This window comes from Photobacterium sp. 1_MG-2023, assembly GCF_030547945.1.
Taxonomy (GTDB): domain Bacteria; phylum Pseudomonadota; class Gammaproteobacteria; order Enterobacterales; family Vibrionaceae; genus Photobacterium.
The window spans coordinates 1-14,321 of sequence record NZ_JAUORR010000020.1 but is presented as its reverse complement, the minus strand read 5'-3'; the positions used below and the strand labels follow the sequence as shown (position 1 = coordinate 14,321).

Annotated in this window: 11 protein-coding genes; 3 read left to right on the top strand and 8 right to left on the bottom strand. The window is 54.4% G+C overall.

Translation table 11 applies throughout. The features are described 5' to 3' along the window. Positions 1 to 25: 25 nt before the first annotated feature. The 3 genes from recB to Q4579_RS16165 form a co-directional block, all read right to left on the bottom strand. Positions 26 to 3,670 (bottom strand): exodeoxyribonuclease V subunit beta, encoded by a 3,645-nt coding sequence (recB, locus tag Q4579_RS16175; protein WP_303565615.1) that lies wholly within the window; start codon positions 3,668 to 3,670, stop codon positions 26 to 28. Positions 3,671 to 4,008: 338 nt separating this feature from the next. Continuing rightward, a complete protein-coding gene (gene recC, locus Q4579_RS16170; RefSeq protein WP_303565614.1) occupies positions 4,009 to 7,452 on the bottom strand; it encodes an exodeoxyribonuclease V subunit gamma in 3,444 nt (1,147 codons plus the stop codon). 96 nt (positions 7,453 to 7,548) lie between these two features. Beyond that, positions 7,549 to 8,526 carry a TDT family transporter gene (locus Q4579_RS16165; protein ID WP_303565613.1) on the bottom strand — a complete coding sequence of 326 codons (978 nt, stop codon included), beginning with the start codon at positions 8,524 to 8,526 and terminating at the stop codon, positions 7,549 to 7,551. Positions 8,527 to 8,658: 132 nt separating this feature from the next. Between Q4579_RS16165 and Q4579_RS16160 the strand changes: the two genes are divergently transcribed. After that, the gene (locus Q4579_RS16160; RefSeq protein ID WP_303565611.1) at positions 8,659 to 9,597 is read left to right on the top strand and encodes a LysR substrate-binding domain-containing protein; all 939 of its coding nucleotides are present in this window, start codon (positions 8,659 to 8,661) and stop codon (positions 9,595 to 9,597) included. Here Q4579_RS16160 and Q4579_RS16155 read toward each other — a convergent pair. Then, positions 9,544 to 10,227, bottom strand: coding sequence for a DNA-3-methyladenine glycosylase I (locus Q4579_RS16155; RefSeq protein WP_303565610.1), 684 nt, complete (start codon positions 10,225 to 10,227; stop codon positions 9,544 to 9,546). The genes Q4579_RS16160 and Q4579_RS16155 overlap by 54 nt on opposite strands. A gap of 96 nt (positions 10,228 to 10,323) precedes the next feature. On the opposite strand from Q4579_RS16155, the gene Q4579_RS16150 reads away from it, so the two are divergent. Continuing rightward, the gene (locus tag Q4579_RS16150; protein WP_303565609.1) at positions 10,324 to 10,626 is read left to right on the top strand and encodes a YebG family protein; all 303 of its coding nucleotides are present in this window, start codon (positions 10,324 to 10,326) and stop codon (positions 10,624 to 10,626) included. Positions 10,627 to 10,886: 260 nt separating this feature from the next. Then, positions 10,887 to 11,918 (top strand): 2,3,4,5-tetrahydropyridine-2,6-dicarboxylate N-succinyltransferase, encoded by a 1,032-nt coding sequence (gene dapD, locus Q4579_RS16145; protein ID WP_303565608.1) that lies wholly within the window; start codon positions 10,887 to 10,889, stop codon positions 11,916 to 11,918. Between the two features lie 67 nt (positions 11,919 to 11,985). Here the strand turns inward: dapD and Q4579_RS16140 are convergent, their stop codons facing one another. From Q4579_RS16140 to Q4579_RS16125, 4 genes are all read right to left on the bottom strand, one after another. Next, positions 11,986 to 12,312, bottom strand: a complete 327-nt coding sequence (locus tag Q4579_RS16140) for a DUF2799 domain-containing protein (protein WP_303565607.1) — start codon at positions 12,310 to 12,312, stop codon at positions 11,986 to 11,988. 93 nt (positions 12,313 to 12,405) lie between these two features. Beyond that, a complete protein-coding gene (locus Q4579_RS16135; RefSeq protein ID WP_303565606.1) occupies positions 12,406 to 13,602 on the bottom strand; it encodes a multidrug effflux MFS transporter in 1,197 nt (398 codons plus the stop codon). A 138-nt stretch (positions 13,603 to 13,740) separates the two neighbouring features. Next, positions 13,741 to 14,058 (bottom strand): hypothetical protein, encoded by a 318-nt coding sequence (locus tag Q4579_RS16130; RefSeq protein WP_303565605.1) that lies wholly within the window; start codon positions 14,056 to 14,058, stop codon positions 13,741 to 13,743. 44 nt (positions 14,059 to 14,102) lie between these two features. Next, positions 14,103 to 14,321, bottom strand: a 219-nt coding sequence (locus tag Q4579_RS16125; RefSeq protein ID WP_303565604.1) for a hypothetical protein, incomplete at its 5' end; no start/stop codon positions are given.

Sequence of the window (14,321 nt, the reverse complement as noted above, 5' to 3'; positions counted from 1 at the left end):
AGCGGATTTGTCATCAGCAGGGTCATCAGGCGGTTTCTCCCGTCTTCATTTTTCCGTCGATCAGCATTTCCAGTTCCGTCAGCAGCGCCAGACTCGGGCGGGCGTGAAAAATACCGCTGTTCTCTTCACTGCGCACCCCGCGCAGAAACAGGTAATACACGCCGCCAAAATGCTGTTCATAATCATAATTTGCCTGACGGCTTTTCAGGAAGCGGTGCAGCGCGAGCGCATACAACTGATACTGAAGATCGTATCTGTGCTCACGCATCGCCGTGGTCAGTGCTTCACCGCGGTAGTCATCGTGGCTGTCGCCCAGCCAGTTCGATTTCCAGTCCAGCACGTAGTATTTTCCCTGATGCTCAAACACCAGATCGATAAAGCCTTTCAGCATGCCACTGACCGTCGCAAAGCCCAGTTCCCCGGCTTTGGCCGACAGGGTGTCGTGCCGGGCCAGTGTTTTATTCAGTAATGCAGACGACAGCAACTGAATCGGCAGCATGAATTCCATTTCAACCAGACGCTGTGCCGGTGTCAGCGCAGACAAGCGAAGGTGTTCGCCATCCAGCGCACAGTTCAGCACCTGAGCCAGCAGATCCTGTAAAACCGGCAACCAGTCGGCGTCGTAGTTTTCCTGTCGCAGCAGTTCGAGAATCACCGCTTGAGTGGCCTCGCTGTCCGGGGCTTCGGTAAATTCAATCTGCTCGAACAGGGTATGCAGGAAAGTGCCGGGACGCGCCCCTTTCGGAAAGGTAAAAATGCTGCGCGCCGGTTCGCTATGCGCTGGCTCGCCTTCATCCTCCCGCTGACTGTCCTGCGCTGAATCCGTATCAAAGCCTGGCAGTTCGCTGGTGGCATCCAGCGCCGTATGCCCCTGTTTCACCAGAGATGAATAGCTGGTGATCCACCAGCGATGTTCGACCGGATGTTCAAAAACAGATGCCACCGGGTCGGGCTGTTCGTCCGCCACCGGCTCCCAGAGATGCTCTGGCCGTGTCGGGGGTTCAGCGACACAGATATCCTCACTTTCCGCCAGCTGATTGAGTGCAGTGGCCAGTTCTGCCAGTCCGCCCTGCTGCCCGTTCTGAACCAGATGCCCGATGGCAGACAGATGCAGACCAGTCGGCTCTTTGGTGCTGCGACCATTGCGCAGCGGTGCCATGCCGACATAACAGCCATAAACCGCACGGGTTAGTGCCACATAAATCAAACGTAAATCTTCTGCCAGCCGCTCCTGTTCCGCCAGTGCCAGACTGGCTTCCGCACCGCTGACATCCAGCACAGCCTGCTGTGATTCCGCATCATGAAACAGGGCTGTTTCGGTACTGCGGTAACTGCAGACAAAAGGCAGGAACACCAGATCGTATTCCAGCCCTTTGGATTTATGGATGGTGACGATTTGCACCAGATTGCTGTCGGATTCCAATCGAAGCTGCTGTTCATCACTGTTGCCATTGGGCGTTTCAATATGTTCTGCCAGCCAGCGGATCAGCGCCTGATCACTGTCCAGGGTCTGGCTGGCCTGTTGCAGCAGTTCGCCGAGGTGCAGCACATCGGTCAGCCTGCGCTCGCCGCCGTTTTCTCCCAGCAGCCGCTCGGCAATCTGACGCCGGGTCAGGACATGACGCAGCATCGGCAGCACCCCTCGCCGCAGCCACAGGGTCCGGTAATCCCGGAATTCTGCAATCCAGCGTTCCCACTCATCTTCTTCATTGTTCAGCCGATCCAGTTGCCGGGCACTGAGCGCAAACAAAGGCGTCGCTACCGCAGCACGCAATGTGCTTTCCTGCTCCGGGTGCTGCACGGCGATCAGCAGACGAAACAGATCGGTCGCTTCCTGGCTGGCAAACACACTGTCACGATTCGACAGATAAACACTCGGGATGCCTTGCGAGGCCAGTGCCTCGCGCACCCGCGCTGCTTCTGCGCTGGTCCGGACCAGTACGGCAATATCTCCGGCAGCGACCGGATGAGCCGTTTTGCCGCTCACCAGCATTGCATCGCCTTGCGCGGCCTGTGTCAGAATTGTCTGGATCTGCGCTGCGGTTGCCTCTGCCATCACAGACAGATAATCGCCCTTGCTGACGGGTGCATCCGCTGACTGATGCCAGAAACAGAGCGCGGGTTGCCGCTCGCCATGCAGCAGCCAGTGACGCCCGGCGGCTTTAGGACTGGGCTGAACCGGTAAAAATGCAATGTCGCTGTCGTACACAAAGGGGCTGTCGGGCAGCTCAAACACCCGGTTGGCTGCCGAAACCATGCCTGCGGTCGAGCGCCAGTTGGTTCCCAGTGTGTAATGTGCGCTGACCTGCCGCCGAGCGCGGATATAAGTGAAAATATCCGCCCCCCGGAAGGCATAAATCGCCTGTTTGGGATCCCCGATCATAAAGAGCCCGGAACAGGATGCCGCCGGAGCCTCAGGTTCAGCCGGTGGCATATAGACCGTGCTGAAAATCTGATACTGCAAGGGATCCGTATCCTGAAACTCATCAATCATGGCAACCGGGTACAAATGTCGAATCCGGGCTGCCAGCGCTCCCTGACCGGATTCTGCATCGGTTTGCAGCGCTGCGGCAAGCTGGGTCAGCAGATCATCAAACGACAACCAGCCTTTGCGTTTTTTCGCCTCGGTCAGCAATTCCCGGCAAGCCTGAATCGCATGGGCCAGCACGGGTTCCCGCACACTGGGCGGTGATGCCAGCAGCTCGTGAATCGCGGTAAAAACCGGATGCTCAGGCACCCCGCCTTTGGGCGTTTTCTCAGCCAGTACCGCCTGATCAAACTTTTCAAGCGCTTTGGGCAGGCTGTAGTCCATCGTCGGCTGCTCCGCCCACTGCCCGACCTCATCCAGCGCTTTCGGAAGGCTGGTTTTGGTATAACTGCGCTTGTTCACCCCTGAGTTCTGGATCAGAGCAAGAAAATCTGCGGCATGGGTCTGCCAGCCTTGCTTCACGGCTTCAATCCGTTGCAGGTTCTGCTGATGCAGCTGTGCCAGATCGCCCGACAAAGGGGGCGCCTTTAATGTGATTGGAGCGCCGGATAAAAAGGGATTGATTTCTTTCAGCAACGCATCAGGCGCCGGCCAGCAACGGCGGATTTCATTGGCCAGTTCACGGGTTAACGGGTAAAAATTTCGCCGCCAGTAGTCCGCTGCGACCTGTGCCCGCAACTGGCTTTCTTCCGTGATGAATTCGTTGGTGAACAGACTGCCGGACTCAAATGCATTCTGAGTCAGCATCCGCTGACAAAAGCCATGAATGGTGAATATTGCCGCTTCATCCATCTGACGTTCGGCCTGTAATAAAATCGCCGCTGATCGGGCATGATCCGGCAGATCAGCGAGTAAGTGCTTCAGAACAGGATCATCACTCGCGCCCCGGCTGAATGCTAGACGAGCCTCGTGGATCCGGCGGCGGATCCGATCCCGTAACTCCGCGGTGGCCGCTTCGGTAAACGTCACCACCAGAATCTGATCCACGGTGAGCGGGTGCGGAAAAGCGGCGTCATGCTGGCCATGCCCCAGCAGTAAACGCAGATACAGACTGGCGATGGTAAATGTTTTTCCTGTACCCGCAGAGGCTTCAATTAAGCGTGTCCCGTGCAGCGGAAAATGCATCGGCTCCAGCGGCTGAGGTACGATAACCGGATTTTCTGTATTTGGGGTCGCTGTCATTTCATCAACCTGTCTCTGAACTTGCCCGCTACGCTCGTCTAATGGACTTCGTTGTAAAGCCATACAATGTCGACCTGACCAGCATAAATGTTGGAATTAATGTATTTATTACCGATGATTTTGTGATCACGAACCGGTTCATCTTCGGATCGCCACATTTACTTCTGACTCATCTATCACTATGGGAGGTGTTTCACATTTTCAGCCAAGCGCTTTCTGTAGTATCGCTGCCAAGAAATTTGGTCTACCTCTGGACCTTGTGGCCGACCGGTGAACACCCTACACCTCATAATGATTTTGCCGGCGGCCACCTCGCTCTCTGACCCTTTCAGCTCCGGCTAATCCACTTTTTCCAGTCGCTGTAACACTGGTTGCAAAACACGCTGTGCCCAGTGCATCGATTCCTCCGCCAGACTTTCAGACCACACCGGCCAGACCCGGGCGATATAGGCGTTACTGCCTTCACCACTGAACAGATAGCTATCCTGAAATGCTGCGGCCATCTTGGTGTACGCTTTTGCCTGACTGTCTTCATCGGTCAGCCAGTTGCCCTGCTTGTCCTGAAGGGCCTCCAGCCCAGCCAGTGCTGTTCTTGGAAAATACGGGAACGGATAAGACTGTCCGGCCAGATAACCATCCGTCAGAACCGACAGATGCTCCCGGGCTTCCGCCGGAGAAACCGGCCTGATCCGATAGTGGGTGTCGATGCCCAGCAGATGCGTCGGGGCTTCACTGCGCTGTGCCGCCAAAGCCAGATGTTCAATCCAGGCTTGCAGCAGATCCTGTGCCCGGATTTTCCCCGGCCTGAAGTGAACCAGACCGTCCTGTGTCAGGTGGCGCAGCCATCCCTGCAACTGCACCGGTCCGGAGGCAAGGGTCAGCGAGAGATCAATTTCCGCATCCTCAAGCGGATTGGCCAGCAGCGCCGATACCTGTTCTGCCAGCGGCAGGATCTGCTGTTTTTCCTCTTCCAGCGTCAGTTCTCCGAAAGCCGCAATCGGAAGTGCACCCGCAGCATGCTGCCAGGCCTGAAAACGGGCCAGAGCATCCGGCTGGCGGTGCTGCGACAACAAAGTCGTCAGTAAATTTTCACGCAACTGATACCGTTGCAGTCCGTCCAGCGCAAACGGCTCTTCATCGGTCATCGCCCCTTCCGATGCTTCAAAATAGACTTTCAGCCGGCGATTGAAAAAGTACTGCGCCGGTAAACGCCAGAAACGCTGTAACTCAGCCAGCTCCATCACAGGCAATTGGCTGGAGGACCCTTCAGAAGCCTCAAGGGAAAAAGCTGCCAGCGGCTCAGTCAGGAAGGTTTCCTGCCGGATCGGTTCGCGCCGGGCGGCAGGCAACCATTCCGAAGCATAGCTGGCCTGCGCCCCCAAAAACGCCTGCGGACTGAATGGTGTCAGCGGGTGATGGCGAGTCAGCCACTGCACCAGCCGTTGCCCGGATTCATCCGGCGATAACGCTTCATCACCGGCCACACAGAATCCCTGCTGACAATAATCCAGTAACTCACTGAGCAGCACGGATGGCATTTTCTCACTGTTGTCCTGAATCGAGCGTCCCACATAACTGATGTAAAGCTGCTGCTGTGCAGACAGAATCGCTTCCAGAAACAGATATCTGTCGTCATCCCGGCGAGATCGGTCTCCGGCGCGCTGACGACCCATCATGAGATCAAACCCTTCCGGGGCGATGGTGCGCGGATACACGCCGTCATTCATCCCCAGCAGACACACTACCTGAAAAGGAATCGAACGCATGGGCATCAGCGTACAGAAGTTAATCTGACCCGCGAGGAAGCGCTGACTGACCCGCTCACCACTGAGTTTTTCATTCAGATAGTCGCGCATGATGGCAGGCGTCAGCGGCTCGCCGTATCCGGCATCCCCCAGCTGTAGCTCCAGCTGTTGCAACTTTTCCCGGATCAGACGCAGCACCAGTTCCCCTTCGGTATCAACCTCGAAAAAGTCATCCAGCAGCTGATTCAGAACGGCAAACCAATCGCGGGCGGCATGTGACTGATTCAACACCCGACGGTAACGGATCAACTGGTCCACAAACACGCTGAGTTGCCCGGCCAACTCAGCCTCCATCCCCTGAACTTCATCGTACGCCAGCATGCCCTGATAGAGTCCGGCCTGCTGTGGCATAGCATAGCCCAGCAGCATCCGCTGCAAGCCAAACAGCCAGGTATTCTGCTGTTGTGACGGCAACGCAAACTCAGGCGCGGTATTGCTGTCCAGCCCCCAGCGAATCCCGGCTTCCTCAATCCAGCGTTTGACCTGGACAAAGCGGGTACTGTCCAGTCCGAACCGGCGCATGATGGCCGGGACTTCCAGCATTTCAGTCAGCTCAGAGGCCTGACAACGGCTGTTGGGCAGATCCAGCAAACGCAGGAACGCCAGCAGAACCGGGTTTTCCTGATCCGCACTGCGATCCGAGATCGAGAAAGGCAGGTAACGATCCGGCGGGGCATTGCCGAACACGGCCTGAATATAAGGGCTGTACGCATTGATGTCCGGCACCATGACCACCATATCCCGAGGCGACAACGCCGGATTGGCATCCAGCATCGCCAGCAGGTTGTCATGCAGCACTTCCACCTCCCGCATGGGTGAATGGCAAACCTGCACCGAAAGCGAACGATCCGCCGGACTCAGCGCCATCTTGTGCTGACTGTCCGCCAGCAGCTGATCCTTCACCCGGTCATCCAGATTGAGAATATCGGACTGAATGGCATGCAGCAGGCTGTCCGGCGTCACATCAACAAAGGCGTCGACTTCAAACGCTTCCAGTTCAGAAAGCAGAAACAGGTTATCCCGGCCAAGTTTGCCCAGAGACGCCAGCAAGGTATTCCCCACGGCGGCGTCCTGCAGGGTCTCGTCGGTGACATTGTCTTCCAGCGTGCCTTTCAGCACCCCCACTTCACCGGCTACCTCACTGTGTTCCTGCTGCCAGATCACCTGCTGACGCTGCCGTGCCGCCAGACGCGCAAGATACTTTCGATCTCGCACATCGCCCCAGTAATGGCGGCAGGGATTGGTAAACATCAGATGGACGTCAATGTGTTTGCCAAGCGCCGCCAAGGCATCCATATACCGGGGCGGTAAGGCAGAGATTCCGAAGACGAATAAGCGTTTGGGCAGTGAATCCGGCAAGGAAGTACCTGAACGGGCGTAGCCTGCCAGCGTCTCTATGAATTGTTCATAAAGGTTTGCCCGGTGATACGGTGACTGTCCCTGCCCCAGAATATGGTCATACAGCGCCTGCCAGAGGATCGGCTGCCAGGGATGTTCTGCCGTCAGTTCCGGATCCACTACCCCGGATTCCCAGGCCTGAATCCACTCCGGGCGGTACACCAGATACTGGTCAAAAATATCGGCAATTTTGGCCGACAGCTGATAGCGGCGCTGCTGATCATCATCCGATTCCAGATAGCGTTTTAAGGGCAGGAATTCAGGTTTGTCCAACTGGCCGGGCAACACGCTCATCAGGGCCCAGGTCATGGCTTCTTTGTTGAAGGCGCTTCGCGCAGGCACATCCGGCAAGACTTTGGTGAACATATCCCAGATAAAGGTAGCCGGCAGCGGGAATGCAATATTGGCAGCCACGCCCAGTGACTGTGCCAGCTCCAGTTTCAGCCATTGCGACATGCCCGGACTCTGGACCAGTATCTGTTCCGGTATGAAAGGGTTCGACAAAGGATCACGACGAACCAGCTCAACAAGCAGCGATTTCAGCAGGTCCAGCTGATTGGAATGGTAGACAGTAAACACGCATCAGGCTCGCTTTCAGACAAGAATGACACGATTGTCTATCAAGGATGGCAGGGTGTAAACAGCGGCGCCTGTGACGGACGCCGCCCTTTAGGTTCAGCCCGTTACATGCGGACGCCAAAGCCCGGTCAGCGCTGAACAATAAAACGTCAGATACCGCACAATCACATATCCGACCACCACAGTGGCGATAAAGAGCTCAGCCAGCGCGAGTGTTTCGATCTGCCCTGCATAGTCCGATAAAACCGGCTGAGTGCTCATCCATTGCGCGGTTTTATACAAGGCAGTTGCCCCGATCACCATCGGAAACGTAAAAGCGGCATAGGCGGGCGTGAAGGGCAGCCGCAGCAAGCGGACAAAAGCCAGATAGATAACCATTGTCATCAGCAGACCGATACTTGCCAGCAAAGCAACCATAAGGACAGACGGTTGTGCAGTCACCGTCAGATACCCCGCCAGCGACAGACTCGCAGGCGCGGCCAGAATCGCAATGGTTGGTTTTGCCGCATCCGGCACCTCGTGACAGAAAATCAGACGATAGAGCATCACGGGCAGCATCAGGGCATAAGCACTCAGCCCGAACACCAGCAGCCCATGTGCCAGCGGCGACATGATGCCCCCAGGAAAGGCCACATCCGCCACAATGATCCCGACAGGCGGCACGAACCAGCTCGGCACCATGTGATGAAGCGAAAACCCGGACAAGCGATGATAAATAAAACAAACCAGAAAAATCAGATGCATGACCACAGCACCCAGCCAGATGATCTGACCGGTCAACGGCATGAACGGCCCCATCGCATGAGAAATCACCATCAGGGCCATCGAGAAGGTCGGCACAACACTTCCGACGACCGGGTGCTTAAGATCCTGCCATAGCAGGTTCGGATGCAGCACAAACTTCACGGCCAGTCCCAGCAAGAGGACCGCCGCAATCATGGCACCACCAAGTTGTGCGAGCCCGTGAAAGGGCAACGCGTTTTCCCAGCACCAGCCCAGACTGGCAATCGCCAGTGCCAGACCAGCCATCGGCGTCGGTACTGCTGCAATCTTTTGTTTCCAAACCTGACCCATGGCTTCACTCCTCATGTCAGAGCACTATTAATTTTTCTGTTGATAAAGCCAGTGTACTGAAGCAGGATGGTTTAGAATAATTGAATAAATTGAAACTCAGGTTAAATTTTACTGAACACATGTCGAGGTCTGATGAATATTGCCCTGAAGCAGCTCAGAGTGTTTGTTGCTGTCGCACAGGAAAAGACGGTCACCGCTGCGGCGGAGCGGCTTTTCCTCACCAAGCCTGCAGTCAGCATGGCGCTTGCCGAACTGGAAAAACAACTCGGCCAGCCGTTGTTTGATCGCCATCACAACCGGCTCACGCTTAACAGTGAAGGCCGGCGTCTGTTGCCGCTCGCCGATGAACTGCTGCATCGCACGCAGAGTATTGCGCAACTGTTTCAGCGCCGCGGTCCGCTGACCGGGCACCTTGCCATCGGATCCAGCGATACCGTCGGCAATCAGCTCACCCCTTTCCTGCTCAGGGATTTCAGAACGCAAACTGCGCATACCGATCAGTCACTGCTGATCGGCAATACGGCAGGGATCGTCGAAAAGTTATGTGATTTTGAGCTGGATATCGGACTGGTCGAAGGGCGGATTTCTGAAAAACACCTGATCAGCCAGCCCTGGCTTCAGGATGAGATGGTGATCATCTGCCATCCCGAACATCCTTTACTGAACCAGCCTGCGCTGACTTTTTCTGATCTGTCCGGCACGGACTGGGTGCTGCGGGAAAGCGGCTCGGGTACGCGGGACTACTTTCTGAATCATCTTGCGCCCGAACTGCAAAGCTGGCAACTGGCTTTCGAACTCAATACCACCGAATCGATTCTCAACAGTGTCGCCGCCGGTCTGGGCATGACCTGCCTGTCCCGCCGCGCCACGGCCCACGCAGTCAGGGACTGTCGCGTGGCGGAGCTTCCCCTGCACCTGCCCAAACCGCGCCAATACTGGCTTGCATATCACAAAGACAAATACAGCAGCCCGTTGCTGGCCGCCTTCATTGATTTCTGTCTGCGCTGGCGGCCGGGTTCAGACCCGATTGTCCCCGCCACTGAACGCAATGATCTGACTGATCTGACATAAAGGCCGGCCGGACTCCTGCTGCCAATCGTTAAACGCAGCCTGTGCTGCCGCCAGCGACCGTTGTGTGTTCCGGCCTCCCTCCATCATGCCTGTGCTGCGCAGGTAAGCTTCAACATCCTGACTGAGAATAAAAGTATCTTTGCCCATCACTCGCAATGTATAGGGTCCGGTATTGCCGCCCAAGCGCTTTCCTTTGGTTTTCAGATATTTCCACAGACCAATGATATCTTCCGATGGCCAGTCTGCCACCATGACGGCAAACGATCCGAATTCCCTGGCCGCACGGTGAATCATGTAAGTATTTTCGGGAATCGTCATGACCTTGCCAAGATGACGAATAATGGCCGGGTCCGTCGCTTTTCGCTCCCACATTTCGTTCGGCACCAGCAGCAGTTTTTCAATATCAAACCCAAAAAATACGGATTCAAAACCCGCCCATTTCTGACGCACCACTTTCCAGCTCATACCCGACTGAAACACCTTCTGCGTAAAAGCGGCCAGCCAGCGATCATCCGGAATAGCACTCAGGTCTGTCGGGGATAAGGGGTGATTTAACAAACTTTCCAAAGCAACTTCACCGCCTTTGCGATCGGCAGCACGGGCATAAATTTGATCAAATTTTTCTCTCATGCTCACAAGAACTCCTATTCTCCGGAAACAGCACTGGACTCTGCACCTATCCTACTGTATAAAAAACCAGTTAATCAATATTCGGAGAGGGTGACCATGGCAGTTATCGTCAAATACGTAGTTGAGCGCAACGGAGAAGAGAAGATGACTTTTACCTCTAAATCTGAAGCTGATGCCTACGATAAAATGTTGGATATGGCAGACGAGCTGTTTACTGTGCTCAGTGAAAGCAAGCTGCTTGAAGACGAAGCCAAACAGGAAGAACTGGCACTTTTCCTGGCTCAGGAACGTGAAAAAGTACTGGTTGCGCTGGGCGCCAAAAAAGCCAAGCCGGCAACCAAGAAAAAGCCGGCGAAGCCTGAAGCCGTTCAGGATGAAGCAGACAGCGAAGCTGCCTGACAGATTCCCAGCTGACGTGCATTGAAGAAACCTCCTGTGGGAGGTTTTTTTGCGCTATATTTTTATGCAAAAATACTGAGTTTCTATAGGGATAAAGCGCTATTTTCACCATTTCTCAGTCAATTTCCGGTGAATGACAGATTTCCCCTTCAATATCCGGTTCAGTCTCTTTATGATGGGATATCAGAATTTTTGAATCATCAAACAGACTGTTGAAGATCCGCAGTCGTTTTCCCTTTTGATATGGAGACCATTTCACCATGGCCACATTTTCTTTAGCCTTGGGTACCGCGACCAAAAACCGCGACGGCAAAATCATTGAATCTTTTTTCCCTACGCCATTACTGAACCCGGCGCAAGCGCTGGTTGACGCGATAGCAACCCTCGTTGAATACAAAGGCGGAAATCAGGCGATTGAGATCACGGCATCTCAGGCTGCTGATCTGGCCCGCGCTTTTGCGTCCCATGATGAGCAAGCCAGTGCCCGTTTTGCGGAAAAGGCAGCACAATCTTCACAGCCGCTGGTTCTGGTGATTCTGGCAACCGATGACGCGCCTGCTTCTGTGGCTGAAGGTTTCCTGAAGCTTCAGCTGATCTCTCACCGTCTGGTTCAGCCGCACGGACTGGTTCTGGATGGCATTTTCGGTCTGCTGCACAATATCGCATGGACCAGTCAGGGCCCGATCGATCTGCCTGAGCTGGCGGAGCGTCAAATGGAAGCCCGCCTGAATGGTGAAGTGCTGAGCGTCGACTGTGTCGATAAATTCCCGAAAATGGTGGATTACATTGTGCCTGCGGGTGTCCGCATCGCCGATACATCGCGCGTGCGTCTGGGCGCTCATGTGGGTGAAGGCACCACAGTCATGCACGAAGGTTTCATCAACTTCAACGCAGGTACCACGGGTGTGAGCATGGTCGAAGGCCGTATCTCGGCTGGTGTTGTGGTTGGGAACGGTTCTGATATCGGTGGTGGCGCCTCCATTATGGGTACCCTGAGTGGCGGTGGTAAAGTCGTGATTTCTATCGGTGAAAACAGCCTGCTGGGTGCTAACGCCGGTCTGGGCTTCCCGCTGGGTGACCGTTGTACCATTGAGTCCGGTTTGTATGTGACAGCAGGCACCAAAGTGACCATGCTGGATGCAGACGGTAATGTGGTTGAAACCGTGAAAGCGCGTGATCTGGCCGGTAAAGCGGACCTGCTGTTCCGTCGTAACTCAGTGAGTGGTGCGATTGAGTGTCTGACCAACAAAACAGCCGTGGAACTGAACAGCGAGCTGCACAGCAATAACTAATTGCGGATTCACTGTCTGTCATTCAAAAGGCTGCTTCAAGCAGCCTTTTTGTTTCACACTCATTTCACTAAAACCCGCGCTCAGCCAGCCCTAACTGACTGGGATCCTGACGGCATTCATCGGGGTAAGCCGGGTTAATCGCTGTCGTAACTGTTTTTTTGCCACTGCAGTATTCATATCGCCCCTGCAGATAACCCGCCCGGTATTTTTCATAGTCAGATTCAGACATCACTCCCAGCCGGTCCAGCCGCTTTTTATTCCATTCCTGATAGCCATATTCGCCATGATAGGCCCCAAGTTCCTGCCACTCTCCTTGCTGGGATAACTGCGCTTCATACTGGCTAACACAAGCGGCTACCATCAGGACAGCCGTCATACAGAAAAGCTGACGCATACGACCTCCTCAGCCAACGTAATCTGTGTCTTAAGTATGGAAGATTCTCTGATTCCTGAGAGAGTTTCGCATTCAAGGGAATTGTTCTGGTCCCTAATTCAGTTCCAGCGCGGCCTGCCGGCCCGATTCACTCCGAACCCCCAGATGAACGAACACCATGCCCAACACAGAAGCCCCCAGTAAAACGCCTCCCAGATGCCAGGGCTGATGAATCCCAAACTGCAGCAGGAAATGGCTGACCAGTGACGCGACAACCATCTGGCAGGCACCGGATAACGCTGACACCGTGCCGGCCTTGTCACTGTATGGGATCAGTAACATCGACTGCGCACAAGGAAAAGCAATGCCGTTGGTCACCGCCAGCATAAAATGCGCGACCGACATCCAAACCGGATCAACTGGCGCCAGCACGTATAACGCCGCTGAGATCAACTGCATGCATGGTGCCAATTGCAGCATTCTTGCCGTCCCGAGTTTTGGCCTGAGCCGTTGGCACAATAAGCCGCCAAAGAGCAGGCCACATGCAGGTATCATCGCCCAGAGTGCATACTGATCCGAACTCAGCCCTATCTGAACCTGCATGATGTAAGGCATCAGAGAGATCGCCAGAATCACCATGGCAAAATTAATCCAGCCAATCCCGGCAAAGGTCATGAAATGACGTTCGCGAAATAAAGACAGATAGTTTCCGGCGAGCTTTTTCATCGAGGGTGCCTGAACAGATTTGCTCAGGGTTTCCCGAAAACTGAACATAAGCAGCAGCCAAATCAGAGCAATATAAACAACCAGTCCGATAAATGCAGACAGCCAGCCCAGGTGGTGATTGATCATCCCGCCGATCACCGGGGCCATAATCGGCGTGAAAGCGGCGACAATCGCCAGCCAGGTCATTGCCTTCGCCAGATTGTGTTTTTGGTAACTGTCACGAATGGTCGCTCTGGCCAGCACGGAAACACTGCCCGCACCACAACCCTGAATAAAACGGCCGATCAATAACCCGGAAAAAGAATCCGACAGGAAAAGAACAACGCTAACGCCGATAAGCGCTATGAAGACACCGGTCAGTAAGACCGGTCGGCGGCCAAAGACATCGGACAAGGGGCCATAGACAAGCTGAGAGGGACCAAATCCAAGTAGATAAATGGCGACCAGCAATTGCGTCTGATCGGAAGAAATTGCCAGGTCATGTCCAATCCAGGGCAATAAGGGAAACACCAAACCAAGACTCAGTTGACCAATACTGACGATTAAGCAGGCAAATAACAGGGGTTTCCAATTGAATGCTGGCATAGATTCCTCTACTTCGATAACAACACCGATATTATGCCTGTTATCAATGCAGGAATAAGCCACCATTGGCTACAGGAGCTATGTCCTGTCAGGAAAGAATAGCCGTCAGTAGTATGTCGGCTATTCCTCCATCAAACCTCAGAATTCGGTTTCCTGAGCTTTGCGAATGATATAGCGGAAGGGATTTCGGAAAGAAAACTTGCTGCCCTGTGTCTCTACACGGCCTTGCTTCATCGCAACAATCACTTCCCGTTGAACACGCACCAAGGAGAAGAAACGAACGACCATAAAAACAATAAACACAGGCATGACGATCTGCGCCATCGGGGCTGATTTTAAGATCAGATCATTCCCCAGCCAAACGGCCAGCATCCCCAGCATTAAATAGAGGGAGTGTGGCTTCAGTGTGATCGTCACGGTGTCTGCGGCTTCTTTCCGCTCGTAGAAAAAACTCATAGCTTTCAATCGATATCATCCCGGTAAAAGAGTAGCTCACCCTCTCACAGCACAGAATCGAAGGCAAGTTTCTGCATCAGCAAATTGTAACCAGCTGAGAATACTCGTTCATCTGAGCTTTCAAAGCGAAAAGGAATGGATTGGGTAGTCGTCCAACTAAAGGAAAGGGCATGAAGTTCAAACGGGAAAAGCCCCAATCTTTCGACGGGGACGCCTAGTCTGAGGCTTCTAAGAAGTGGCGGACGGCTGAGGTCGCACACGAT